Origin of the sequence: Chelativorans sp. (assembly GCF_031180965.1) — a bacterium.
Classification (GTDB): Bacteria; Pseudomonadota; Alphaproteobacteria; order Rhizobiales; family Rhizobiaceae; genus Chelativorans.
This window is the reverse complement of record NZ_JAPSLH010000030.1, coordinates 1-23,818: the sequence shown is the minus strand read 5'-3', so window position 1 is coordinate 23,818 and position 23,818 is coordinate 1. Positions and strand designations below refer to the sequence as shown.

The 23,818-nt window shown below is 63.5% G+C and carries 20 protein-coding genes and 1 tRNA gene; 10 read left to right on the top strand and 11 right to left on the bottom strand.

Annotated features, from left to right (window positions below; genetic code table 11):
• Window positions 1-14 precede the first annotated feature (14 nt).
• Together RIN79_RS18120 and RIN79_RS18115 are read left to right on the top strand one after the other, a co-directional pair.
• Window positions 15-761 carry an arginyltransferase gene (locus tag RIN79_RS18120; protein ID WP_309086090.1) on the top strand — a complete coding sequence of 249 codons (747 nt, stop codon included), beginning with the start codon at window positions 15-17 and terminating at the stop codon, window positions 759-761.
• Window positions 762-799: 38 nt separating this feature from the next.
• Window positions 800-1,699: a DMT family transporter gene (locus tag RIN79_RS18115; protein ID WP_309086089.1), complete on the top strand. Its 900-nt coding sequence runs from the start codon at window positions 800-802 to the stop codon at window positions 1,697-1,699.
• Window positions 1,700-1,705: 6 nt separating this feature from the next.
• Here RIN79_RS18115 and RIN79_RS18110 read toward each other — a convergent pair whose 3' ends face one another.
• Window positions 1,706-2,191, bottom strand: a complete 486-nt coding sequence (locus RIN79_RS18110) for an SRPBCC family protein (RefSeq protein WP_309086088.1) — start codon at window positions 2,189-2,191, stop codon at window positions 1,706-1,708.
• 105 nt (window positions 2,192-2,296) lie between these two features.
• On the opposite strand from RIN79_RS18110, the gene RIN79_RS18105 reads away from it, so the two are divergent.
• Complete coding sequence (locus RIN79_RS18105) at window positions 2,297-3,886, top strand: DUF6600 domain-containing protein (RefSeq protein ID WP_309086087.1); 1,590 nt, start codon at window positions 2,297-2,299, stop codon at window positions 3,884-3,886.
• 119 nt (window positions 3,887-4,005) lie between these two features.
• Here RIN79_RS18105 and parC read toward each other — a convergent pair whose 3' ends face one another.
• The gene (parC, locus tag RIN79_RS18100) at window positions 4,006-6,261 is read right to left on the bottom strand and encodes a DNA topoisomerase IV subunit A (protein ID WP_309086086.1); all 2,256 of its coding nucleotides are present in this window, start codon (window positions 6,259-6,261) and stop codon (window positions 4,006-4,008) included.
• 336 nt (window positions 6,262-6,597) lie between these two features.
• Between parC and RIN79_RS18095 the strand changes: the two genes are divergently transcribed.
• Window positions 6,598-7,794, top strand: a complete 1,197-nt coding sequence (locus RIN79_RS18095) for a hypothetical protein (protein WP_309086085.1) — start codon at window positions 6,598-6,600, stop codon at window positions 7,792-7,794.
• A 159-nt stretch (window positions 7,795-7,953) separates the two neighbouring features.
• Here the strand turns inward: RIN79_RS18095 and RIN79_RS18090 are convergent, their stop codons facing one another.
• Both RIN79_RS18090 and aspS read right to left on the bottom strand, forming a co-directional pair.
• A complete protein-coding gene (locus tag RIN79_RS18090; RefSeq protein WP_309086084.1) occupies window positions 7,954-8,469 on the bottom strand; it encodes a hypothetical protein in 516 nt (171 codons plus the stop codon).
• A gap of 47 nt (window positions 8,470-8,516) precedes the next feature.
• The gene (aspS, locus tag RIN79_RS18085) at window positions 8,517-10,301 is read right to left on the bottom strand and encodes an aspartate--tRNA ligase (protein WP_309086113.1); all 1,785 of its coding nucleotides are present in this window, start codon (window positions 10,299-10,301) and stop codon (window positions 8,517-8,519) included.
• 192 nt (window positions 10,302-10,493) lie between these two features.
• Between aspS and rnd the strand changes: the two genes are divergently transcribed.
• Entirely contained in the window at window positions 10,494-11,672 is a 1,179-nt protein-coding gene (gene rnd / locus RIN79_RS18080; RefSeq protein ID WP_309086082.1) for a ribonuclease D, read from the top strand.
• Here rnd and ppx read toward each other — a convergent pair whose 3' ends face one another.
• Together ppx and RIN79_RS18070 are read right to left on the bottom strand one after the other, a co-directional pair.
• Window positions 11,673-13,193 carry an exopolyphosphatase gene (ppx, locus tag RIN79_RS18075; protein ID WP_309086081.1) on the bottom strand — a complete coding sequence of 507 codons (1,521 nt, stop codon included), beginning with the start codon at window positions 13,191-13,193 and terminating at the stop codon, window positions 11,673-11,675.
• A gap of 4 nt (window positions 13,194-13,197) precedes the next feature.
• Window positions 13,198-15,402 (bottom strand): RNA degradosome polyphosphate kinase, encoded by a 2,205-nt coding sequence (locus RIN79_RS18070; RefSeq protein ID WP_309086080.1) that lies wholly within the window; start codon window positions 15,400-15,402, stop codon window positions 13,198-13,200.
• A 140-nt stretch (window positions 15,403-15,542) separates the two neighbouring features.
• Here RIN79_RS18070 and RIN79_RS18065 point away from each other — a divergent pair, with 140 nt between their 5' ends.
• Both RIN79_RS18065 and RIN79_RS18060 read left to right on the top strand, forming a co-directional pair.
• Entirely contained in the window at window positions 15,543-15,788 is a 246-nt protein-coding gene (locus RIN79_RS18065; protein WP_309086079.1) for a zinc-finger domain-containing protein, read from the top strand.
• Between the two features lie 18 nt (window positions 15,789-15,806).
• The gene (locus tag RIN79_RS18060) at window positions 15,807-17,012 is read left to right on the top strand and encodes an FAD-dependent monooxygenase (protein WP_309086078.1); all 1,206 of its coding nucleotides are present in this window, start codon (window positions 15,807-15,809) and stop codon (window positions 17,010-17,012) included.
• 14 nt (window positions 17,013-17,026) lie between these two features.
• Here RIN79_RS18060 and RIN79_RS18055 read toward each other — a convergent pair whose 3' ends face one another.
• From RIN79_RS18055 to RIN79_RS18040, 4 genes are all read right to left on the bottom strand, one after another.
• Window positions 17,027-17,830, bottom strand: coding sequence for an amino acid ABC transporter ATP-binding protein (locus RIN79_RS18055; protein WP_375165967.1), 804 nt, complete (start codon window positions 17,828-17,830; stop codon window positions 17,027-17,029).
• A 14-nt stretch (window positions 17,831-17,844) separates the two neighbouring features.
• Window positions 17,845-19,338: an amino acid ABC transporter permease gene (locus RIN79_RS18050; protein ID WP_309086076.1), complete on the bottom strand. Its 1,494-nt coding sequence runs from the start codon at window positions 19,336-19,338 to the stop codon at window positions 17,845-17,847.
• A gap of 8 nt (window positions 19,339-19,346) precedes the next feature.
• Window positions 19,347-20,537 (bottom strand): amino acid ABC transporter permease, encoded by a 1,191-nt coding sequence (locus RIN79_RS18045; protein WP_309086075.1) that lies wholly within the window; start codon window positions 20,535-20,537, stop codon window positions 19,347-19,349.
• A gap of 110 nt (window positions 20,538-20,647) precedes the next feature.
• On the bottom strand, window positions 20,648-21,673 hold the full coding sequence (locus tag RIN79_RS18040) for an amino acid ABC transporter substrate-binding protein (protein WP_375165970.1): 1,026 nt from the start codon (window positions 21,671-21,673) through the stop codon (window positions 20,648-20,650).
• 244 nt (window positions 21,674-21,917) lie between these two features.
• Here RIN79_RS18040 and RIN79_RS18035 point away from each other — a divergent pair, with 244 nt between their 5' ends.
• Complete coding sequence (locus RIN79_RS18035; protein WP_309086073.1) at window positions 21,918-23,087, top strand: cystathionine beta-lyase; 1,170 nt, start codon at window positions 21,918-21,920, stop codon at window positions 23,085-23,087.
• A 14-nt stretch (window positions 23,088-23,101) separates the two neighbouring features.
• Here the strand turns inward: RIN79_RS18035 and RIN79_RS18030 are convergent.
• Window positions 23,102-23,207: transfer RNA gene (locus tag RIN79_RS18030), tRNA-OTHER, on the bottom strand.
• A 157-nt stretch (window positions 23,208-23,364) separates the two neighbouring features.
• Here RIN79_RS18030 and RIN79_RS18025 point away from each other — a divergent pair.
• Together RIN79_RS18025 and RIN79_RS18020 are read left to right on the top strand one after the other, a co-directional pair.
• A complete protein-coding gene (locus RIN79_RS18025; protein ID WP_309086072.1) occupies window positions 23,365-23,616 on the top strand; it encodes a hypothetical protein in 252 nt (83 codons plus the stop codon).
• A 15-nt stretch (window positions 23,617-23,631) separates the two neighbouring features.
• Window positions 23,632-23,818: hypothetical protein (locus RIN79_RS18020; protein ID WP_309086071.1), on the top strand; the 187-nt coding region annotated here is incomplete at its 3' end.

Below are 23,818 nucleotides of genomic sequence, written 5' to 3'. Positions count from 1 at the left end.
TACGCCCTCCCGAAATGACGCAGCATCAGACCCAATCCCCACAGTTCTTCCTGACCGCCCCCTCGCCCTGCCCCTATCTTCCGGGACAGTTCGAGCGGAAGGTGTTCACGCATCTCGTGGGGAGCAAGGCGCCGGAGCTCAACGACCTTCTGACCCAGGGAGGGTTTCGCCGTTCGCAGAACATCGCCTACCGGCCCGCCTGCGAGACGTGCCGCGCCTGCGTTTCCGTGCGCATCCTGGCGCAGGAGTTCAAGCCGTCGAAGAACATGCAGCGTGTCCTGAAGCGGAATACAGACATTATCGGCACTGCCTACAACGCGGAGCCCTCGACGGAACAGTACTCCCTCTTCCGCGCCTATCTCGACGCACGGCACCGCCGCGGTGGCATGTCCGATATGACGGTGCTCGACTATGCGATGATGGTCGAGGACACGCATGTGGACAGCAAGATCATTGAGTATCGCCAGCGCGGGCCCGACTCCTTCATCACGGGCAAGGGCCGAGGCGAACTTCTGGCCGTAGCGTTGACCGACCAGATGGCGGACGGGCTGTCGATGGTCTATTCCTTCTACAATCCCGAGCTGGAACACCGCTCGCTCGGCACTTTTATGATCCTCGACCACATCCGGCGCGCAAATGCAGCCGGCCTGCCGCATGTCTATCTCGGCTACTGGGTCAACGGCTCGAAGAAGATGGCGTATAAGGTTCGCTTCACGCCCCAGGAACATCTCGGGCCGAATGGCTGGGAACGCTACGAATAGGCGCGCCGAGCCGATCTGCCCACAGGAAGCCGCGCCCTTTGTCCGAAGCCGAGAACAACCACGCCAAGGGTCTGCTGCTCACCGCGATTGGCGGGCTGGCGCTCACCGCCGACATCCCGCTCATCCGGCTTGCCTCGGGAGACCAGTGGTCGATCATGATGGCGCGCAGCGGCCTCACGCTCGCTGCCGGCCTCATCATTTGGATCGTTTGGAAGCTCGCATCGCGCAAGGCCCCCGCGCTCGTCCCCGGCAGGCCGGGCCTGGCGGTGGCGGCGCTCTACGGTCTGGCGACGATCTGCTTCATAGGGGCCGTCTACCACACCTCGACGGCCAATCTCGTCTTCATCCTCGCGCTCAACTCGATGTTCGCCGCCCTGCTCTCCCGGATTTTCCTCAAGGAGAAGCTGCGCCCGGCGACTTTCCTCGCGATGCTGGCGATGCTCGCCGGCGTGCTAATCATCGTCGGGGACAGCATCGGCACCGGCAATCTTTTCGGCGACCTTCTGGCGCTCGCCTCCGCCGTTCTGATCGCCGGGGCCATCACCATCTCCAGGGCGAGCGGCCGCGACATGGGCTTTGCGGCACTGCTGGCGGTGGCCCTGCCCCTGGTCGTAGCGGCCGCCATGACCGCGAAGACCGGCTTTCGTATCGACCACCCCTGGTGGATCGTGCTCAACGGCGCCTTGGTGATGCCGCTCTCCTTCTACTGCCTCGCTACTGGCCCGCGATACATTTCCGGGCCGGAAGTGGCGATGTTCTATCTTCTGGAGACGGTTCTGGCGCCGGTCTGGGTGTGGCTGCTTTTCGCGGAGGCGCCGACAAGGCAAAGCCTGGTCGGCGGCGCAATTCTCATCCTCGCGCTCGTCGCGCACTCGCTGTGGCAACTCTACTCCGGCCGGCGGCGCCGCGCCGCCAGCGTGCTGCGGCACCCGGCTTAGCTTCAGCTAAATCATCTTCAGCAGTTCGGCCAGCTGGTCGGCGCACTGGCCCCAGCCCTCGTGAAACCCCATTTCCTCATGCGCCTTTTTGTCCTCCAGCGTCCAGTGGCGGGCGCGGGCGGTATAGCGGGTCTTGCCGCCTTCCACCGCTTCGAAGGTGATGATCCCGGTGAAGAAGGGCTTTTGCGAAGGCTGCCAACCTTCCGTGTAGGCGTCCGTGAAGACGAGCTTCTCGTTCTCCACCACTTCGAGATAAACGCCCGCATTGGGATAGTCCTTGCCGTCCGGATCGCGCATGACGATCCGGCTTGAGCCGCCCGGCCGCACGTCGAGTTCGGCGGAGGCCATCGTCCACGGACGCGGCACGAACCACCGCTTCATGATTTCCGGGTCTGTCCATGCCCTGTACACCTTCTCGGGCGGCGCATCGAATAGGCGCGTCAGCACCAGTTCGCGCTCCTCGGTTGTGGCGGCATTCGGTTCTGCGATCATTTCGTACTCCTTTGGGATTGCTGTTCCGCCCTAGGACGATTGCAGCACGAGGGTTCCGACAAGGAGGGCTCTAGAATTTCCAAAAAGCGGCTGCCGAGGCCACGCGTGCCCTTTGCCACTTATCCTGAACGTTATCCTCTAGTATTCACGTTTTCCCACGGCAAATTCAAGCCGTCAATAGTTGCCCTTTATCGTCTACTTTCTCCAAAACCATACAACTTCTACGACATCAGGAACAAAACCGTTCTATTTTCGTTTGCCCAGGCTCTGAAATATAGAAGGAATACTGCCGTGAAGAGACTTCTCGCCAGCGTGGCCGCAGCCGCGCTTCTTTCTTCTCCAGTAATAGCTCCGCAAATCCCCTTGGTCGGCGTCCACCAGGCCCAAGCACAGAGCGCCGAAGTCAGCATCAGCGTGTTTTACGACCGCCTGGGCGAATATGGATCATGGGTCAGCCATCCGCGCTACCGCTATGTATGGGTGCCGACCGACGTGGATGCGGGCTGGGTGCCCTACACGAACGGGCACTGGGTCTATACGGAGCAATATGGCTGGTACTTCACGTCGGAAGAGCCTTTTGCCTGGGCCGTCTATCACTACGGCCGCTGGGCCTACGATGCCGAGATTGGCTGGTTCTGGGTGCCCGGAACGCGCTGGGCTCCGGCCTGGGTGTCGTGGCGGCGCGGCGAGGACTATGTCGGCTGGGCTCCGCTGCCGCCGGAGGGAGACGGGGCCGCCGTCGGTGTCGAGATCACGACCGTCGAGCCGCCGCGCGGCTATTGGGTGTTCGTGCCGGTTAACGAGTTCGTCGCGCCCGACCTTACAGTTGTGATCGTCGAGCGAGAGGAGATTCCGGTCATCTACGAGCGCACCGAAATTGTGGGCCCAGTGGTGGTGCAGAACAATGTGGTGGTGAACAACGTCATCGACATTGATTTCATCGAGCAGCACGTCCAGCAGGAAATCGAGGTCGTCGAGGTGCAGGAGGTGCAAGATCCGGCCGAGGCGGCGGAGAGCGACGGCGTCGTTGCATTCACCGGCGAGATCATGGCCGAGGAGGATGCCACTCCCGCGGAGGCTGTGGAACCGGCGCAGGTTGAGTCGCCCACAGTAGGCCAGGAGGTCGAAGCCGAAGGCACAGCCGGCGAAGCGCCGGCCGGGGGCACGACAGCACCAGCTGACGCAACCGGACAGAACCCAGCAGAGGGAACGGAGCAGCCACCGGCCGAAGGGACCGAACAAGCTCCTGCTGAAGGGGCCGATCAGGCGCCCGCCGGAGGCACGGAGGAGGCTCCCGCCGAAGACCAGCCTGCGGATGGAGCTACCGGCGAAGAGACCTCCGCCGAGCAGGGGGCTACCGAGGAACAGGCGCCGGCCGCGGACCAGCCGGCCGATCAGGCCCCTGCCGGTGAACAGCCGGCGGAAGGGCAGGCCGACGAGGACGCCCCGGCCGAAGAGCAACCCGCGGAAGAACAAGCCCCCGCCGCGGACCAAGCCCCTGCCGCCGAAGGTCAGGCGCCGGAGGAACAACCGGCAGAGGGAACCGCTCCTGCCGATCAGGGCGAACAAGCCCCAGCCGAAGAAGGCGCGGAGCAAACCGAAGAGGCACCTGAAGGCGCCGAGGAGGCTCCCGAAGCCGGCCAAGCGCCGGCCGCAGAGTGTTCTCCGGAGCAGAAGCAAGCCGGCCAGTGCTGATCGATTCTAGCAGATCCGCCCAAAGCCCCGCCCTCGCCGGCGGGGCTTCCTCTTGGAAACAGCGCGGATGCTAACCGGGTTCGGGCGCGGTCGGAGCGAGCGCTCCCTTAGCGCCGGCCTCAGCCGAACTTGCCGGTCCTCGGGAAGCCCTTGGGCGCCATTCGGCCCGCGGATGCGCGGTCACCCATCCACTCGGCGAGTTCCTCGCGGCTGCGCGTGAAGGCGCGGTCGGCCGAGTCCCGCCAGGTGAGGCCTTCGGCCATGGAAAAGGTCTTCAGGTCGCCGATGCCGCCGTCCTTGTAGCGCTGCAGCCGCACGCCCTTGCCGCGTGCCATTTCCGGAATCTGCGCCAGCGGGAAGACAAGCAGCTTCCTGTTCTCGCCGACGATCGCGACGTGGTCGCCCGCGACCGGGACGCAGAGCCGCGCTTCGTCCGGCGACTTGACGTTCATGACCTGCTTGCCCTTGCGCGTATTGGCCACGACCTCCTTCTCCGGCACGACGAAACCATTGCCCGCATAGGAGGCGACCAGCAGCCGGCGCTCGGGATCATGTGTGAAAGCGGTGACCACCGCCTGGTCATTCTCCATGTCGATCATGATGCGCACGGGCTCGCCATGGCCGCGGCCGCCCGGCAGCCGGTCGGCGCCAATGGTGTAGAACTTGCCGCCCGTGGTGAAGAGCAGGATCTTGTCCGTCGTCTGGGCGTGGAAGGAGAGTTTGAGGCTGTCTCCGTCCTTGAAGGCGATGCCTGAAAGGTCCGTCAGGTGCCCCTTCATGGCGCGCAGCCAGCCCTTCTCCGAAAGAATGACCGTGATCGGCTCGCGCTCGATCATCGCCTGCTGGACATCGCCCAGATCATGCGCCGGGGCTTCAGCAAAGGTGGTGCGGCGGCGGCCGAGGCCCGGGTTCTTCTCCGGATCGAAGGTCTGGCGCACCTTTGCCACCTCCCAGCGCACCGTCTTCCACTGGCGCGCCTCGGAGGTTAGCAAGCTCTCGATCTGCGTTTTCTCCTCCGAGAGCTTGTCGAACTCGGTGCGGATCTCGAATTCTTCCAGCTTGCGCAGGGCCCTCAGCCGCATGTTGAGGATGGCTTCGGCCTGATTGTCGGTCAGGTTGAAGCGCTGCATCATGGTCGGCTTCGGCTCGTCCTCCTCGCGGATGATCCGGATCACCTCGTCGATGTTGAGATAAGCGATCAGATAGCCGGCAAGGATTTCGAGCCGCTTCTCGATCTCTGCCAGCCTGTGGCGCGAGCGGCGGATCAGCACTTCGCGGCGGTGGTCCAGCCACTCGCGCAAGACATCCTTCAGCGACAGAACGGCCGGCACCTTGCCGCGCGACAGCACATTCATATTGAGCGGGAAGCGCGTCTCGAGGTCCGTCAGCCGGAAGAGAGACTCCATCAGGAGATCGGGCTCGACAGAGCGGCTCTTCGGCACAAGGACGATGCGGATGTCCTCCGCGCTCTCGTCGCGCACGTCGTCGAGCAGCGGCAGCTTCCTGGCGATGATCAGCTCGGCGATCTTCTCAATTAGTCTGGACTTCTGCACGCCATAGGGAATTTCGGTGACCACGATGTTCCAGGTGCCGCGACCCTGGTCCTCCTTCGCCCAGCGGGCGCGCAGCCGGAAGCCGCCACGGCCGGTCTCATAGGCCTCGCGGATCGAGGCGCGGTGCTCGACGATAATGCCGCCGGTCGGGAAGTCGGGCCCCTGCACGAATTCAACGAGCCGGGAGACGGGCATGTCGGGATCATCGATGAGCGCCAGCGCCGCATCGCAGACTTCGGCCGCGTTGTGCGGCGGAACCGACGTCGCCATGCCCACGGCAATGCCGGAGGAGCCGTTGCAAAGCAGGTTGGGGAAGGCACCGGGGAGCACCACCGGCTCCTCGTCCTCCTCATTGTAAGTGGGGCGGAAATCGACGGCGTCCTCGGTGATGCCGGAGAGCAACTCGACCGCGACTTCCGTCATGCGCGCTTCCGTGTAGCGCATGGCGGCGGCGTTATCGCCGTCGATATTGCCGAAGTTCCCCTGCCCGTCCACCAGCGGGTAGCGCATGGCAAAGGGCTGGGCCAGGCGCACCAACGCGTCGTAGATCGACTGGTCGCCATGGGGATGGAACTTACCCATGACGTCGCCGACGATGCGGGCGCATTTGGCAAAGCCCTGGTCCGGATTGAGACGCAGAAGCCGCATCGTATGCATGATGCGCCGATGCACAGGCTTCAGCCCATCGCGCACGTCGGGAAGTGCCCGGTGCATGATGGTGGACAGCGCATAGGCGAGATAGCGCTCCTCCAGCGCCTTCTTGAGGTCTACCGGAGCGGCCCTGTCGTCGCCGTTGCCGGGCGGAAGCAGCTCTTTTCCCATGGCTTCCGGTTAACGGACGGGGCGATTCGCGGCAAGAGGTCGAATCTCCCGGGCGGCTCTTCGCCAAGTCAACGGCCCTGTGCTGTGGAAAAAGAGCAGGGCTCATCCGCAGACTTTACTGACTCACTGCCTTCAACCACGGCAGGAATTGGCGCGTGAAGAGAACGAGATCTTGGAAAAGCGCAAAGCCCTGAGCCGCCACCGACCTGATCCGGCATCGCAGAAACAGCGCGGCGCTGAATTTGCCAGCGCGCTTCATGAGTGGCCTCAAAAAGCCCGCGAAATCCGCCTTCATTTGTGCGATAAGCTCCGGCGATCAACACTGGAACCGCTCCCATGATACCCGACACTTTCCGCCTTCGACCCGTTCTTCTGGCCGGCCTTCTTGCGGCGGCGAGCCCTTACCAAGCCTTCGCGCTCGAAGCGCAGGAGGTGGCCGACCGGTTCAAGGCCCTGATGGCGCTGCAGCAGATCGAACTCAGCTATAGTGCAGCCAACCTCGCCGGCGGCGATGTGACGCTTGAAGGCGTGACGGTGAAGCCGACGGGCGGCGAGCAAAGCTTCGATCTTGGGCAGATCGTGCTGCAGGATGTGACCGAGGCGCAGGACGGCAGTTTTCGGGTCGGCACGCTCGAAATGGACGCGTTCGAGCATTCACAGAACGACATCACCGTCTCCATGACGGATCTCTCGATCGAAGGCCTGGTGCTGCCGGACGATCCGGCCTCCGATCCCTTCGGCGGGGCGATGCGCTATGACCGGATGGAGCTTGCCCGCGTCAATGTGGAGGGCAAGGACGGGCCGCTGGCCTCCGCGACCAATCTTTATGCCGATGTGGCGGTCGGGGACGACAACACCATGGCGATGGACGGCGCCATCGAATCCTTTTCTCTCAATCTTGCCTCGCTCGTGGAAGATGCGGAAGGCGCAAATACGCTGGACGAGATGGGATATAGCGAGCTCGGCGGAAAGGCAGTGATGGAGGCGAGTTGGCAGCCTTCCGATGGGCGTCTCACAGTCTCGCGGTATGAGATGGCCGTCGACGATGCGGGGACGCTCAACATGACGATGGACCTTGCCGGCTACACCCCTGCCTTCATCAAATCCCTGGACGAAACAATGAAAGCCATGGAACAGCAGCCCGAGGGCAGCGAGAACCAGTCCATGCAGGGGATGGCCATGCTCGGCCTAATGCAGCAGCTGACTCTGCACGGCGTCACCATCCGCTTCGCGGACGATTCTCTTACGGGCAAGGTGCTGGAGCAAGTGGCCGAGAAGCAGGGCAGCACGCCCGCCGACCTGATCTCCCTGGCGAAAGCGGCTATCCCGCAGCAACTCTCGCCGTTCGTCGGCGCCGAGCTCGCCGCCAGCATCAGCCAGGCGGTGGGCACCTTCCTCGAGAACCCGCAGAACATCGAGGTCAGCGTGAAGCCGGCAAATCCGCTGCCCTTCGCCATGCTGGCCGCGGCCGCCATGACCTCGCCGGAGGCGCTGGTCAAGCAGCTTGGACTGGCAGTGACGGCGAACCAGTAGCACAGCTGGCGGCGGTAGCGGCGGGTATCCTGAAGCCACCGCAGGGGATGGTCCTGCGTGGAGTTGGTCGACCTCAGCCGCCGGCCATCTCCCGCTCGCTCCATACGCCGATGCAGCGCCGGACAATGGCGGTCGCGCCGGAGAGCAGGTCCTCGAACTTCATGACATCAAGTGGCGGCACGTGGACGAAGCCGGACATATCCGGCGCAAAGCCCCCGGGCAGGTTCCCGATCGCGAGAGATAGAAGAGGTAATTGCACAAATACCCGCCGGCATCATCGGAGTAGCGGACCGGCAGCCCCTTGGCGGAGAGTGCTTCGTAAATGGCCGGAAGAGGCAGCGTCGAAGGCTGGTCGCCCGCCCCTCCGCAAATCTGTCCCCCTGAGCGCAGTTCGCCTTTGTTGTCCGGCTTCTCGCCGCGTATTTCGTTGCGGGCCACCCGCTCCAGGGTGAAACCCCCGGCCCGGGTACTGAGGCCGAAGTGGATGGCAATGTCGGGCGCAAAACCGCTCAGCCCGGCCAGATGTCCCGGCACGGCCTGATATTCGACCGGCAGCACCTCGAACCGCATGTCAGCGTCCCGCGAAAAACCGGGCGAGGCGGCGAGCGCGCCGATCAACGCCTCCGTCGGGTTCTCCGGCGCGCCGGGGAAAGGTCCGAAGCCGGTGACGAGCACGCGTGGGCGGGGCAGTCGGGCTCTTTGCCGACCGGCCGCCATCGTGGTTATTCCTTCACCGGGGCTAGCCGCAGGTGAAGCTCGCGCAGTTGCTGGGACGTCGCCTCCGAAGGCGCGCCCATCAGGAGGTCCTGTGCCTGCTGGTTCATGGGGAACATGGTGATTTCGCGAAGATTCCTTGCGCCGCAGAGCAGCATCACGATGCGGTCGATGCCCGCCGCCATGCCGCCATGGGGAGGCGCGCCATATTGGAAGGCGCGGTAGAGCCCACCAAAGCGCTCCTCTACCGTCTGCCGGTCAAAGCCGACGATCTCGAACGCCTTCACCATCACCTCGGGCAGGTGGTTGCGGATGCCGCCCGACGCGAGCTCATAGCCGTTGCAGACGAGGTCGTACTGAAACGCTTTGATCGACAGCGGCTCCTGGTTTTCCAGCGCCCCAAGCCCGCCTTGCGGCATGGAAAAGGGATTGTGGCCGAAATCGATGCGCTTCTCGTCCTCGTTCCACTCGTAAAAGGGGAAATCGACGATCCAGGCGAGCTCGAAACGGTCGCGGTCGACGAGGTTCAGTTCTTCGCCGGCGCGCGTGCGCGCGGCTCCCGCGAAGGAGACGAATTTCTTCGGGTCACCAGCCACGAAGAAGCAGGCGTCGCCATCGTCGAGGCCGATCTGCGTGCGGATTGCCTCCGTCCGCTCCGGGCCGATGTTCTTGGCCAGCGGGCCTGCGCCTTCGAGCCCCTCGCCCTCCTTGCGCCAGAAGATGTAGCCGAGGCCGGGCTGGCCCTCACTCTGTGCCCAGGAATTCATGCGGTCGCAGAAGGCACGGGAGCCGCCGGTCTTGGCCGGTATGGCCCATACCTCGGCCTTCGGATCATTCGCCAGGATGTTGGCGAAAACCTTGAAGCCGGAATCGCGGAAATGCTGCGAGACGTCTTCCATGACGATCGGGTTGCGCAGGTCCGGCTTGTCGGAGCCGTACTTGCGCATCGCCTCGTCATAGGGGATGCGCGGAAATTTCTGCGTGACCGGCTTGCCCTGCGCGAAGGCCTCGAACACGGCACGCATGACCGGCTCCATAGTGGAGAACACGTCCTCCTGCTCGACAAAGCTCATCTCCAGGTCGAGCTGGTAGAATTCGCCGGGCAGGCGGTCGGCGCGCGGGTCCTCGTCGCGGAAGCAAGGCGCGATCTGGAAATAGCGGTCGAAGCCGGAGACCATGATGAGCTGCTTATAAATCTGCGGTGCCTGCGGCAGCGCATAAAACTTGCCTGCATGCAGCCGCGAGGGCACGAGAAAGTCGCGCGCGCCCTCAGGCGAGGAGGCGGTCAGGATTGGCGTGGAAAATTCGGTGAAGCCCGCCTCCGACATGCGCTTGCGCATCTCGGCGATGATCTTCGTGCGCATGACGATATTCTTGTGCAGCGTTTCGCGGCGCAGGTCGAGAAAGCGGTATTTCAGCCGGATGTCCTCGGGATAATCGGGTTCGCCGAAGACGGGCAGCGGCAGTTCCTTGGCCTGGGAAAGAACCTCGATCTCGCGCGCGAAGAGCTCGATCCCGCCGGTGGGTAGGTTCGGATTGACAGTCTCCGGGGTTCTCGCCTTGACCTCGCCATCAACACGGATCACCCACTCGCCGCGCACCTTCTCGGCCATGCCGAAGGAGGGCGAATCCGGATCGGCGACGATCTGCGTGATGCCGTAGTGATCGCGCAGATCGATGAAGAGCAGGCCACCGTGGTCGCGCACGCGGTGAACCCATCCGGACAGGCGGACGGTCTTGCCGACGTCGGAAGGCCTCAACTCGGCGCAGGTATGGCTGCGGTAGCGGTGCATCATCCTATTGCGTGTCCTGAAAGGTGAGGAGCGGGCTCGGTTGCCCCTGAAAACGGCGCGAAAAGCGCATGCGAGGCCGCATTTGTCAAGGCGCGAGCCTTTTCGCGTCAGGGAGGGATGCGGCCGACCGGGAAAGGCGGGGCTTTTGCGGACGGCCTTCACATTTTGCGCGCCAGCGCCTAAAGAAAGTGGATGGACCTGATCACATCGCGTCATGAGCTGGAAAAGGCGATCGCCGCGCTCGAACAATCCGATTTCGTCACCATCGACACCGAATTCATCCGCGAGACCACCTTTTGGCCGGAACTCTGCCTGATCCAGATGGCAGGGCCAGGCGTGACCGCACTCGTGGATCCGCTCGCGGAGGGAATGGACCTCGCACCCTTTTTCCGTCTGATGGCGAATGAGAGGGTCACGAAGGTGTTCCACGCTGCGCGGCAGGACATCGAAATCATATACAATCGCGGCGGGCTGATCCCGCATCCCATCTTCGACACGCAGGTGGCGGCGATGGTCTGCGGCTTCGGCGACAGCGTGTCCTATGATCAGCTGGTCCAGCGGGTTGTCGGGGAGCACATCGACAAGACCTCGCGCTTCACCGACTGGCGGCAGCGGCCGCTTTCAGAAAAGCAGCTCAGCTACGCCCTTGCCGACGTCACCCATCTCATCCCGGTCTACGAGCACCTGAAGGCAGAACTCGCCCGCGAGGGGCGCGAGGAGTGGCTGAAGGAAGAAATGGCCGTGCTCACGGCACGCGAAACCTACGACCCGGATCCGGACGACGCATGGCGGCGCCTCAAGATGCGGGCGCGCAAGCCGATCGAGCTCGCCGTCCTGCAGCATATCGCAGCCTGGCGGGAACGCGAGGCGCGCGAACGCAACGTACCCCGCGGCCGCGTGATGAAGGACGACGCCCTCTACGAAGTTGCCCAGCAGCAGCCGCGCGACGTGACCGCCCTCAGCCGTCTTCGCAGCATCCCCAAGGGCTGGGAGCGCTCCGCCTCGGCGGCGGGCCTTTTGAAGGCGGTGAATGAGGCCTGCTCCCTTCCCAAGGACGCCCTGCCGAAGCTGCCCAAACATCAGCAGGCGCCGGAAGGAGCCGCGGCGGCGGCCGAGCTCATCAAGGTGCTGCTGAAGCTGGTGGCGGAAGAAGAGGGCGTCGCGCCCAAGATGCTCGCCTCCGCGGAGGATATCGAAAAGATCGCCTCCGAAGCAGAGGCCGCCGATGTTCCCGCGCTTTGCGGCTGGCGGCGGGAGGTGTTCGGGGAAAAGGCGCTCAAGCTTCTGCGCGGTGAGATCGCGCTGCGCTTCGCCAACCGGCGAATCGAGACCTTCGCTCCCATGCGCCAGATGGAAAGCGCGGCCGAGTAGTCAGTCCTTCGCCACGTCCAGCACGAGGTTCCTGCCCGTAAGCCTTGCCAGCTGGGCCATACGGCCCTGCGGACGCTCGCCGACGAGGGCAGCGCGGTCAGGCGGGACCAGGAGCGCCAGCGAGCCGTCGGACCGGCTCTCCCATTTCAGGCGCGGGATGATGCCGGGCATGGACGCCGAAAGAAGATAGACGACCCGCATCAACCCGCCGAGCAGCCGCGCCCGCTCGGCATAATGAGGGGTGGCAAGCTTGCGCATCTCGGGCGAGAGCGCGTCATCGAACAGACCCTCGTGGCGGAAGAGGCTCGTCAGCGCGATGAAGGCGCGGCCCGGATGGTCAATGCCGATGAAGGATCCGTGGGCGATGATGTTGAGCGATTGCGTGCCCCTGTATTCCGGATGGGCACGCCAGCCGATATCGGCGAGCAGGCATGCTGCCCGGCGATAGCGCGCCTCGTCCTCGGTCTCTGTGATGCCGAGCACTGCCAGTGCTTCTCCGCACCATTCGGCGAGCTCGTAGGCGTGCCTTACCGACCGGGACCGCAGGAGCGCAAGCTCCTCGGCGGCCGAAATCAGCGGGTCCGTGCCGCGCTCGTCCTCCGGCAGGAGCGAGAAGAGATAGCCTTCGCGCACACCATTGGCGGAAAAAATGACCTTCGATGGTTTGGCGGCGCTGATGATCTCGAGCAGGACGACCGCACCGTAGGGCAGCAGCGCCCGCCGGCTCTTCGAAACCCCCTCCACTCCCCTGATCCGTTCGATCTCGCTGCGGGCGACGCGGCGAACGAAGGGCGCCGCAGCAACCGGATCCATCTCGTAGTGATGCATCACCTCGAGCGGATAATGGGTGGCGCACATATGCAGCCTTGCCAGATTCCGCCAGGTGCCGCCGATGCAGTAGAACGGGCGGCCCTCCCCCTGCGCAAGCCATGGAGCGCGCGCGATCTCCCGGCGCGCGATATCCGCCGCGGCGGTGAGCGAATCGTTCGCCATATCGCGCAGCCTCAGTCCGCCGAGCGGCAAGGTGATCCCCTCGCCGATCGATCCGCCTCTGACATCGACCAGCTCCAGGCTGCCCCCGCCAAGGTCGCCAACAAGGCCGTCCGGCCGGTGGAAGGCGGCAATCACGCCGAGCGCGGAATAATAGGCTTCCTCGCGGCCGGACAGAACCTTGATCTGCGTGCCAAGGATTTCCTCCGCCCGGCGAATGAAGTCCGGCCCGTTCTTCGCCTCGCGGGCGGCAGCGGTGGCGACGACATGGAGCGACTGGGCGCCCGCCTGTTCGGACAGGGCGCGGAAGCGGCGGAATTCCTCGATCGCGCGGCTCACGCCGTCAGGGTCCAACTCGCCGGTAGTGACTATGCCCCGGCCGAGACCTGCCAGCATCTTTTCATTGAAGAGGACCGTGGGAGCGCGCGCGACGCCTTCATAGATGACGAGGCGAACGGAGTTGGAGCCGATATCGATAACCGAGACCGGCTGCCGGTCCTGCAACCGGCCCTGGGAAGAGGAGATGCTCACGGGGTCAGCCGACAGCGACAGCCTTCTTACGCCGCTTGAAGGCAGCGATGCGCTTCGGCGCATGGGATTTCAATGCTTCACCTCGGCCCGAGAGACTTGGATTGGTCATGAAATATTCCTGGGCGTTGAAGGTCTCTTCGCCATCCTCGGGCTGGATGCGCCGCGAGGTGCCATCAGGCAATACTTCGAAACTCTGCTGGTTGTCCATGATGTTTCCAAGCATGATCTGACCCAGCACCTGCTCATGCACCGTGGGATTGGTCATGGGCACCATGCACTCGACCCGGCGGTCAAGATTGCGCGGCATCATGTCGGCGGAGGCGATATAGACGATCGCCTCATCCGAGGGCAGGCCATGGCCGTTACCGAAGCAATAGATGCGGCTGTGCTCCAGGAACCGGCCGATGATCGACTTCACGCGTATATTTTGCGAGAGGCCGGGCACCTGCGGCCGCAGGCAGCATATGCCGCGCACGACGAGGTCGATCTCGACCCCGGCCCTGCCCGCCTCATAAAGCGCGTCGATCACCTCGGGATCGACAAGCGCATTCATCTTCATCCAGATCTGCCCCGGCCGGCCCGCCTTCGCATGCTCCATCTCCTCGCGTATATGCTGGAGGATGCGCGTGCGCATGGTGAAGGGCGAGACCGCAAGTTTCATGTCCACATCCGGCTCAGCATAGCCGGTGATGAAATTGAAGACCTTGGCCACATCGTGGGCGATCGTCGGGTCGACCGTGAAATAGGAAAGGTCCGTGTAGATGCGCGCCGTGATCGGGTGATAGTTGCCGGTACCCAGATGCACATAGCTGCGCAGCCGGCCCTCTTCCCGGCGCACGACGAGCGACATTTTTGCATGGGTCTTCAATTCGATGAAGCCGAAGACCACCTGCACCCCAGCCCGCTCCAGGTCGCGCGCCCAGCGGATATTCGCCTCCTCGTCGAAACGGGCCTTGAGCTCGACGAGCGCGGTAACCGATTTGCCCGCCTCGGACGCATCGATCAGCGCGCGCACGATGGGGCTGTCGTTGGACGTGCGGTAGAGGGTCTGCTTGATCGCGACCACATCCGGATCCTGGGCGGCCTGGCGCAGGAACTGCACGACCACGTCGAACGATTCGTATGGGTGATGGACGATGATGTCCTTCTCGCGAATGGCTGCGAAGCAGTCGCCGCCATGGTCGCGGATGCGTTCGGGAAAGCGCGCATTGTAGGGCAGGAATTTCAGGTCGTCGCGCGGGAGCTTCACGATCTCCGAAATCTGGTTGATGGCGAGCGGCCGCTCGAGCACGCTTATGCGCGAACTGGCCACTCCGAGTTGTGAGGCGACGAAGTCGCGCAGCCCCTCGGGCATGGAACTGTCGAACTCGATGCGGATCACCCAGCCGCGGCGGCGCCGCTTCAGTGCCGTCTCGAACAGGCGCACGAGGTCCTCGGCCTCTTCCTCCACCTCGATATCGCTGTCGCGGATGATGCGGAAGGTGCCCCAGCCATTCACCTTGTACCCGGGGAATAGCTTGCCGATGAACATCTCAACCACCTCTTCCAAGGTGATGAAGCGCACAAGCTTCGGCCGTTCAGGGAGCGCGATGAAGCGCTGCAGGGTTGGCGGCAGACGGAGCAGCGCTGTCATCGTCTGGTTGTTCGAAAGGTTCTGGAGATCCAGCGCAATCGAAAAGCCCAGATTGGGGATGAATGGGAACGGGTGCGCCGGATCGATCGAAAGGGGCGTCAGGACCGGATAGATCTCATCCATGAAATGCCGTTCGATCCAGGCGCGGTCGTCACGCGATAGTGCTTCGGGGCGCACGATGGCGATGCCCTCCTTCCTCAGCAGATCGAGGAGGCGCACCAGGTGTTCGTGCTGCTCCACCTGCAGCCGGCTCACCTCCCTCAGTATGTTTTCGAGCTGCTCTTCCGGCGTGCGGCCGTCGGCGCTCTTTTCCGAGATTCCGGCACGCACCTGTCCGGCAAGGCCAGCCACGCGCACCATGAAGAATTCGTCGAGGTTGTCGGCCGAGATGGAGAGGAAGCGCACCCGCTCCAGGAGGGGATGACACGGGTTCTGCGACTCTTCCAATACGCGGCGATTGAACTGTAGCCAGGAAAACTCCCGGTTTACGAAGCGGTCGGGGCTCGTCAGCGCGATCGGGACTGCCGCCCCAGGCTGGCTTGGAAATTCGCTCTTGACCGGCTTCAACTCGTTCATTGCTCTATTGCTCCGCGTCGGACGGCCTGCCCCGCCTCTCTCGTGGCAGGCTTTTGCGACAGTTTTATCACGGACTTGCAAAGAACCTATTTATGCTCCAAACGCTCCAGGTCCCCAACAGGTACGTCGCGGAGATTTTCATGGCCGGCCACGGAACACCGCATTTCCACAATACGAGCGGCTACCGGTCGATCGAGATCGGCGTGAAGGAGTTCATGTGCGTGGGCGCCAAGCCTCCCTTCGATCATCCGCACGTGTTCCTCGATATGGGGGACGATGCCGAGCGCATATGCCCGTATTGCTCTACCCTCTACCGGTACAATCCGGCGCTGAAGCCGGAAGAAAGCGTGCCGGCGGACTGCCGTTACCACGAGGAAATCGTGTGATCCAAATCCGGCCGCGCCATGGCTAGGCGCCATGTGGCCATTGCCGGCGCGGGGATTGCGGGGCTAACAGCCGCCCTCTCGTTCGCGGCAAAAGGATTCTCCGTCTCGATCTTCGAGCGGGCGGAGCACCTGGAGGAAGCGGGCGCGGGCCTGCAGCTCTCGCCCAATGCGACACGCATTCTGGCGTCGCTGGGCGTGCTGGAGCGCTTGCGCAGGAATGCCATCCAGCCGGAAGCCATCCACCTCAAGGATGCTGCCAGTCTTGCGCCCCTCGCCCGCATACCGCTCGGCGAGGCCGCGGAAGCGCGCTGGGGCGCGCCCTATCTCGTCTCCCACCGCGCGGACCTGCAGCTGGCGCTGCTGCAAGCCGTCGAAGACTGCGCCGCCATTGCACTCACCACCGGCGCGGAAATCGGCAAGGCCGAGTTCGGGACGGCTGGCGTGACCGCCCTGGTGCAGGACCGGCAGGGGGAGCGGAAGCTCGCCTGCGAATTCCTCATCGCCGCCGACGGCGTCTGGTCGGGACTGCGGCGTCTTGCTGGAAGGGGTGAAAGCCGCTTTACCGGCTACATCGCCCATCGCGCGATCCTGCGCCGAGAAGGGCTGGAGGTGGACGATATTTTACCCCCGGACTCCGTCACTGCTTTCCTGTCGCCCCGGTTCCATCTCGTTGCCTATCCGCTACGCGGAGGGACTGAGATCAACCTTGTGGCGATCACCAAAGGCGCCGAGGTCGGGCGGCGCTGGGCGAGCAGCGCCGATATAGATCACATGCGCGCCATCGCACGAGACGCGCCCGCCCTTTCCGCACTGGCGGTGCAGGCCGGCGCATGGACAGCCTGGCCCATCCACGAGGTGGAAGTTCCCGGCCGCTGGGGCGATCCCGGAGGGCTGGTGCTGATCGGCGATGCAGCTCACGCGCTTGCGCCTTTCGCCGCACAGGGTGCGGCGATGGCAATCGAGGATGCGGCAGTGCTCGCCGAGCTTGCGACGCGCAAGGCCAATGTTCCCTCCATGCTTGCCGGATTCGAGCGGCTGCGACGGCCGCGGCTTGCCCGCGTCGCCCGCCGCGGCAACTTCAACCGTCTTGTGTGGCATGCGGGCGGCCCAATCGCGCTCGTGCGCAACCTCGCCCTGCGTTTTTTTCGAAACGAACAGAGGCTCGCTGCCGACCTTGACTGGCTCTATGGGTATGATGCTGCAGCGGAGGCCGGTGACGCTTAGAAACTAGCCTGCCGTCAATGCAGTATCTGCGACAGGAACAGCTTTGTCCGCTCGTGCTGCGGGTTGTCGAAAAACTGGTCGGGCGTGTTCTGCTCGACAATTTGCCCCTGGTCCATGAAGATGACACGGTTCGCGACCTGGCGGGCGAAGCCCATTTCGTGGGTGACGCAGATCATGGTCATCCCCTCCTGCGCCAGATCCACCATGGTCTCCAGCACTTCCTTGATCATCTCCGGGTCGAGGGCGGAGGTCGGCTCGTCGAAGAGCATGATGCGCGGGTTCATGCAGAGCGCACGGGCGATCGCCACGCGCTGCTGCTGACCACCGGAAAGCTGTCCCGGGTATTTGTGTGCCTGCTCGGGGATGCGTACGCGCTCCAGATACTGCATGGCGACCTCCTCAGCCTGCCTTCGCGGCATCTTGCGAACCCAGATCGGCGCCAGTGTGCAATTTTCGAGGATGGTGAGGTGCGGAAACAGGTTGAAGTGCTGAAAGACCATGCCGACCTCGCGCCGCACCTCGTCGATCTTCTTCAGATCGTTCGTCAGCTCGATTCCGTCGACGATGATCCTCCCCTTCTGATGCTCTTCCAACCTGTTGATGCAGCGGATCATAGTGGATTTGCCGGAGCCCGACGGGCCGCAGACGACGATGCGCTCGCCGCGCATCACCTTCAGGTTGATGTCGCGCAGCACGTGGAATTCCCCGTACCATTTGTGCATGCCGATGATTTCGATCGCGACGTCGGTATCCGAGATGTGCAGCTTCGAGCGGTCGATATGTATTTCTGTGGCGACGACACTGTGTTGAGACACCATGTTCACCTTTCCCGTTATCTTTTGTGGCCGGTTTCGAGCCGGCGCTCCATGAACATCGAATAGCGCGACATGCCGAAGCAGAACAACCAGTAGACAAAGGCTGCGAAGATGAGTCCAGTCGCGGCCGTCGAGGGCGTGATCCAGTTCGGGTCGGAAAAGCCACGGCGCACTGTGCCAAGCAGGTCGGCAAGGCCGATGATGTAGACGAGGCTCGTATCCTTGAACAGCCCGATGAAAGTGTTCACGATGCCCGGAATGACGAGTTTGATCGCCTGCGGCATGATGACGAGGCGCATCATCTGCCAGTAGCTGAGGCCGAGCGCCTGCGCACCCTCATATTGCCCCTTCGGGATCGCCTGCAGCCCGCCGCGGATCACCTCCGCCATATAGGCGGCGGAGAAGATCGCCACGCCGATCAGCGCCCTCAGCAGCTGGTTGAAGGACACCCCGTCCGGCAGGAAGAGCGGGATCATGAAAGCCGACATGAAGAGCACGGTGATCAGCGGCACGCCGCGCCAGAACTCGATGAAGATGATCGAGAAGAGCCGCACAGCGGGCAGATGGGAGCGGCGCCCAAGCGCCAGAAGAATGCCGAGCGGGAGCGACGCGGCGATGCCCGTAAGGGCGACGACGAGCGTCACCAGGAGCCCGCCCCAGAGATTCGTAGGGACCGGCTGGAGGCCGAAATCCACCGAGAGAGCCGCCACGAGCACGGCCGTCACCAGCGGCGGCATGAGCACGCGCCCCGCGCCGGCCGAGCTTTCGCCCCCCGTGCGCCCTGCAAAGAGGCTGGCAGCGACGGATGCCAGAGCGAGCAGGAAAGCGAGGAGCGACAGGGTGGAGAATTCGAAACCCAGAAGGTCGAAGCGCCCGCTCCTTATCGCTGCGGCGATGAGCAAGACCAGGAGCGAGACCGCCGCGAGCCCCATCGCGGCTTTCAGCAAAGCAGGCCTGGCGCCGCTGCTGCCTCCGGCGAAGGCGGCGGAAACGAAAGCAGCCAGCGTGAAAAGGAAGGCTACCCAACCGCCACTGACGCCGATCTCGCCGCCCGTCAGGAGCACCAGCGCGACAACGGGAAAAGCGATGCCGAGCAGCAGCGCGTTCAGCCGCTTGTATGGCGCCCGCGGAATGGCCAGCGGTATTGTCAGCAGGACGAGAAGCAGGAATGCCAGGTCGACACGCCAGCGTTCATCCAGCGGATAGCGCCCGTAGATGAACTGCCCCAGCTTCGCATTGACGAAGGCCCAGCAGGCACCGATCTCGCCTCCGCCGGGCAGCAGGCAAGCCTCGCGGTCGGCGCCTGTGAAAACCGCCCGCAGCAATCCCCACTCGATCAGGTTCCACGCCGCCCAAGCGGCAAAGAGCCCGAGCGCGACGGTGATGACGCTGTCCAGAGGCGTGGCGAAGAGATTCTTGCGCAGGGTCGCAGGCAGACCCACCTCGCTCCTGGGTGGCGGCAAGGAGGGCTCCTGCCCGCGCGCGACATAGAATGCGACTTGTTCTTCCATCGCCGTTCCTACCGCTCCACGAGGGCCATGCGCGCGTTGAACCAGTTCATGAAGGCAGCGGTCGCGACGCTCAATCCGAGATAGACGACCATCCAGACCGCCACCACCTCGACGGACTGGCCGGTCTGGTTCAGCACCGTCGAGCCCACCGCCACCAGATCGGGATAACCTACAGCCAAGCCCAGGGAAGAATTCTTCGTCAGATTGAGGTATTGGCTGGTGAGCGGCGGGATGATCACGCGGAAGGCTTGCGGCACGATCACCAGCCTCAGCGATTGCCCGCGCGTGAGCCCGAGCGCGGATGCCGCTTCCGTCTGGCCTTTGGAAACGGCCACGATCCCGGCCCGCACGATTTCGGCGATGAAGGCGGCCGTGTAGAAGGAGAGCGCCAGGAAAAGCGAGAGGAATTCCGGCTTGATCTGCCAGCCTCCGACGAGATTGAACCGGGTTGCCGTGGGCAGTTCGAAGGTGACCGGCGATCCAGTCGCGACGAATACGAGGAGCGGAAGGCCGATGATGAGGCCAACGCTCAGCCACAGGATCGGGCGCCGCTCGCCTGTCTCAAGCTGGCGCTTCCTGTTCTGGCGTACCAGGAAGACCGTTGCGGCGATCCCGAAGGCAAAGGCAGCCAGGGTCAGCAGCGCTGCCTGCTCAAAGACCGCCGCCGGCGTCTGCAGACCACGGTTCGAAAGATAGGAGCCGAACGGCAGTTCGACGGCGTTGCGCGGCAACGGCAGAACCGAAAGGACGCCGAAATACCAGAACAAGATGACCAGCAGCGGGGGAATGTTGCGGAAGGTTTCCACATAGATCGTGGAGAGTGCCCGCAGGAGATAGTTGCGCGACAGGCGGCCGATGCCGATCAGGAAGCCGACGATCGTGGCGAGAACGATGCCGCAGGCGGCCACGATGACGGTGTTGACGAAACCGACGAAAAGCGCGCGGCCATATGTGGAGTTGGAGGTATAGGCGATGGGCGCCTGGCCGATGTCGAAGCCCGCCCTCGCCGAGAGGAAGCCGAAGCCGGAGGCAATGCGGGCACTGGCCAAGTTCTGGACCGTGTTGTTGACGAGCCAGGACGCAAACGCCAGAATCGCGATGATCATCAGGATCTGAATGACCAGGCCGCGTGTATGCGGGTCGCGCATGAGCGAAATGCGCTCATGCGGCACGGAAATGCTTTCTGTGTCCGCCGTCATCGATCCGCCATGCGCGATGGGAGCCGCCCCTCAGGGCCGGCCCAGCCGCGTCCTTAAGAAGGAGTGCCGCGCCCCCGAGTGCGGGTGCGCGGCTTCGCTTTCGGCGACGGTCAGCGGACCGGCGGGGCGTATTGCAACCCGCCCTTCGTCCAAAGGGCGTTCTGGCCGCGCTGGATTTTCAAGGGCGTGTCGGGGCCGACATTGCGATCGAAGATCTCACCATAGTTGCCTACGGCTTTGATCACGTGGACCATCCACTGGTTGGTGAGGCCGATATCTTCCCCGAAATTGTCGTCCGCGCCGAGCAGCCGGCGGATGTCCGGGTTTTCAGAGTTGGCCGCCATGTCCTCCACATTCTCCTGGGTGACGCCCAATTCCTCGGCGTTGATGAGACCGAAATGCACCCATTTGACGAGGTCGAACCATTGCTCGTCGCCCTGGCGCACCACAGGCCCCAAAGGCTCCTTTGAGATGATCTCGGGCAGCACGATATGCTCGTCGGGATTGGACATCTCCAGGCGGCTAGCATAGAGGCCCGACGCGTCGGTGGTCAGCACGTCGCAGCGGCCCTGCTCGTAAGCGGTGTTCACGCTGTCCTGGGACTCGATGACGACTGGATTGAAATCCATATTGTTGGCCCGGAAGTAGTCGGTCAGGTTGAGCTCGGTGGTGGTGCCGCTTTGCACGCATACGGTGGCGCCGGAAAGCTGCAGCGCCGAGGTGACGTTGAGGTCCCTGCGCACCATGAAGCCCTGCCCGTCATAATAGTTGACGCCAACGAAGTTCAGCCCAAGGGCGGTGTCACGGTCCATCGTCCAGGTGGTGTTGCGGGCAAGCAGGTCGACCTCATTGTTCTGCAGCGCGGGGAAGCGCTGCACCGCCGAAAGCGGAGAGTACTGCACCTTGCTCGCGTCACCGTCGAATATGGCCGCGGCGACGGCCTTGCAGTAGTCGATGTCCAGGCCCTGCCACTCGCCCTGGTCATTCTGGGAGGCAAAGCCCGGCAGGCCGGTATTGACGCCACAGCGCAGCGTGCCACGGTTCTTCACGTCATCAAGCGTTGCAGCCGTGGCGGGCACGACGGCGCTCGCGACGGCCACGGAGCCAAGCAGCGCCAGAATGGAATTCTTCATGATTGTTGACCCTTTTCTGAGATACAGGGCTTATCCCCATTGAACTTGCAGAAGCCGAACATCCGTCTGTCGCAGAACAGCGGCCGCAAGGCGTTCTTCTCCCAAGCACGGGCCCATCGAATGCCATAAATGGGCGTGGGTCAAGAGGTTTGACGTAAAGGTGAAAGGGCGGCGACGGAGCTTGCGGGCAGGTTCCGGAGACACTAAGCCGGGCCATACAACGCTTTCGCGGAATAGGACACGCGCCATGGCCAGGGACGAACACAAGAGCGGCATCAATACGAGGCTTGCCCATATCGGCAACGATCCGGGCGCCTTTCACGGCTTCGTGAACCCGCCGGTCGTGCATGCCTCGACCGTGCTGTTCCCCGACGCCGCCACCATGGCCTCGCGCAAGCAGAAATACACCTATGGCACCCTCGGCACCCCCACCACCGACGCGCTGGCCGAAGCCATGAACGAACTTGAAGGCGCGGCCGGCACGATCATCGTACCCTCGGGGCTAGCCGCGGTATGCGTCCCGCTTCTCGCCTTCCTCTCCGCCGGGGACCATGCACTCATCGTTGATACCGTCTACCATCCCACGCGGCGTTTTGCCGACACGCTGCTGAAGCGCCTGGGCGTGGAGATCGAGTACTACGATCCCTCTGTCGGCGCAGACATCGCCCGCCTGATGAAGCCGAATACGAAAGTGGTCTTCACGGAATCGCCCGGCTCCAACACGTTCGAGATGCAGGATATCCCGGCCATTGCCGCGGCCGCCCATAAAGGCGGGGCGATCATGATGATGGACAATACCTGGGCGACTCCCCTCTTCTTCCGTCCGCTCGAGCATGGCGTCGACATTTCCGTCCACGCCGCGACAAAGTACCCGGCCGGCCATTCGGACGTGCTGCTCGGGACGGTTTCCGCCAACGCGGCATGCTGGGAGCGGCTGCACGAGACCTTCATCACGCTCGGCGTGTGCGCCGGCCCGGACGATGTATACCAGGTGCTGCGCGGCCTGCGCACCATGGGTGTGCGGCTTGAGCGCCACCAGGAGAGCGCGCTGGCGATTGCCCGCTGGATGGAGGGAAAGCAGGGCGTCGCCCAGGTGCTGCATCCAGGGCTGGAATCGCATCCCGGCCATGCGATCTGGAAGCGGGACTTTTCCGGCGCGAGCGGCCTCTTCTCCTTCGTGCTCGACGCCGGAGGTGAACGCGAGGCTCATGCCTTTCTTGACGCGCTACAAATCTTCGGGCTGGGTTTTTCCTGGGGCGGATTCGAGAGTCTTGCCGTCCAGGTCTCCCTGGCCGACCGCACGATAGCCAAAGGCCCCTATGCGGGTCCCGTGATCCGGCTTCAAATCGGACTCGAAGACGTGGAGGACCTCAAGGCCGACATCGAAAGAGGCCTAAAGGCGGCCCGCAGCCTTTAGTGAACCAATAGGCGTGGCGACCCCGGCAGGACTCGAACCTGCGACCATCGGCTTAGAAGGCCGTCCGAAACCCAGCCTTTTCAAAGGAAGTTCCGCTTCGGGCCTGCGCCACAAGGGGCCTATTTCAGCGAAAGTTGGAACGCAGCCGGCGCGACGGCTGACGCCGATGTCCGCGTTTCTCTAACGGCCCCCAGCGGTCAGCTGGTGCGGTTGACACCCGGAATAAAGCAGGAATATATCCCTTTCATTGCGGCGCCCAAAGATACGAGGAACACCCATGCGCCGCTACATCATCCGCACCCTTCAGGATTTGGTCGACCACGAGATGCAGCTCACGGCTCATTGTGGATCTGCGTTCTGCGGCCACCACAAGGTGCTGGACCTGAAGGAGATGATCGCCACCTTCGGACCGGACTATTCCTGTATTGGCGACGACAGGCTCAGGAACGCGATCCGTTGTCGGCGGTGCGGTCACAAAGGCGGATCGGTCACCGTCTCCCCTCTCAAAATGACATTCCACGCGGCCTAGAGGGGAGGAGCGCGTATGCCCCTACGGCCGCCACGGCACGATTGGCCTGCTTCCGTCTATTCGGTTGATGAGAATTTCGACATTGTCGAGGAACTGGCCCAGTGCGCCAATTTCGGCATAGGATACGTCGCCTACAAGAAGGCGCTCCAAATGCGCTCCTATTCCATCATTCAACTTTGCGAGAAGGGGCGGATCGTCTGGA

Coding starts and splice junctions, on each gene's coding strand:
- RIN79_RS18120 (WP_309086090.1), top strand. CDS start 15: ATGACGCAGCATCAGACCCAATCCCCACAGTTCTTCCTGACCGCCCCC.
- RIN79_RS18110 (WP_309086088.1), bottom strand. CDS start 2,191: ATGATCGCAGAACCGAATGCCGCCACAACCGAGGAGCGCGAACTGGTG.
- parC (WP_309086086.1), bottom strand. CDS start 6,261: ATGGGAAAAGAGCTGCTTCCGCCCGGCAACGGCGACGACAGGGCCGCT.
- RIN79_RS18095 (WP_309086085.1), top strand. CDS start 6,598: ATGATACCCGACACTTTCCGCCTTCGACCCGTTCTTCTGGCCGGCCTT.
- aspS (WP_309086113.1), bottom strand. CDS start 10,301: ATGCACCGCTACCGCAGCCATACCTGCGCCGAGTTGAGGCCTTCCGAC.
- rnd (WP_309086082.1), top strand. CDS start 10,494: ATGGACCTGATCACATCGCGTCATGAGCTGGAAAAGGCGATCGCCGCG.
- RIN79_RS18070 (WP_309086080.1), bottom strand. CDS start 15,402: ATGAACGAGTTGAAGCCGGTCAAGAGCGAATTTCCAAGCCAGCCTGGG.
- RIN79_RS18065 (WP_309086079.1), top strand. CDS start 15,543: ATGGCCGGCCACGGAACACCGCATTTCCACAATACGAGCGGCTACCGG.
- RIN79_RS18060 (WP_309086078.1), top strand. CDS start 15,807: ATGGCTAGGCGCCATGTGGCCATTGCCGGCGCGGGGATTGCGGGGCTA.
- RIN79_RS18055 (WP_375165967.1), bottom strand. CDS start 17,830: ATGGTGTCTCAACACAGTGTCGTCGCCACAGAAATACATATCGACCGC.
- RIN79_RS18050 (WP_309086076.1), bottom strand. CDS start 19,338: ATGGAAGAACAAGTCGCATTCTATGTCGCGCGCGGGCAGGAGCCCTCC.
- RIN79_RS18045 (WP_309086075.1), bottom strand. CDS start 20,537: ATGACGGCGGACACAGAAAGCATTTCCGTGCCGCATGAGCGCATTTCG.
- RIN79_RS18035 (WP_309086073.1), top strand. CDS start 21,918: ATGGCCAGGGACGAACACAAGAGCGGCATCAATACGAGGCTTGCCCAT.
- RIN79_RS18025 (WP_309086072.1), top strand. CDS start 23,365: ATGCGCCGCTACATCATCCGCACCCTTCAGGATTTGGTCGACCACGAG.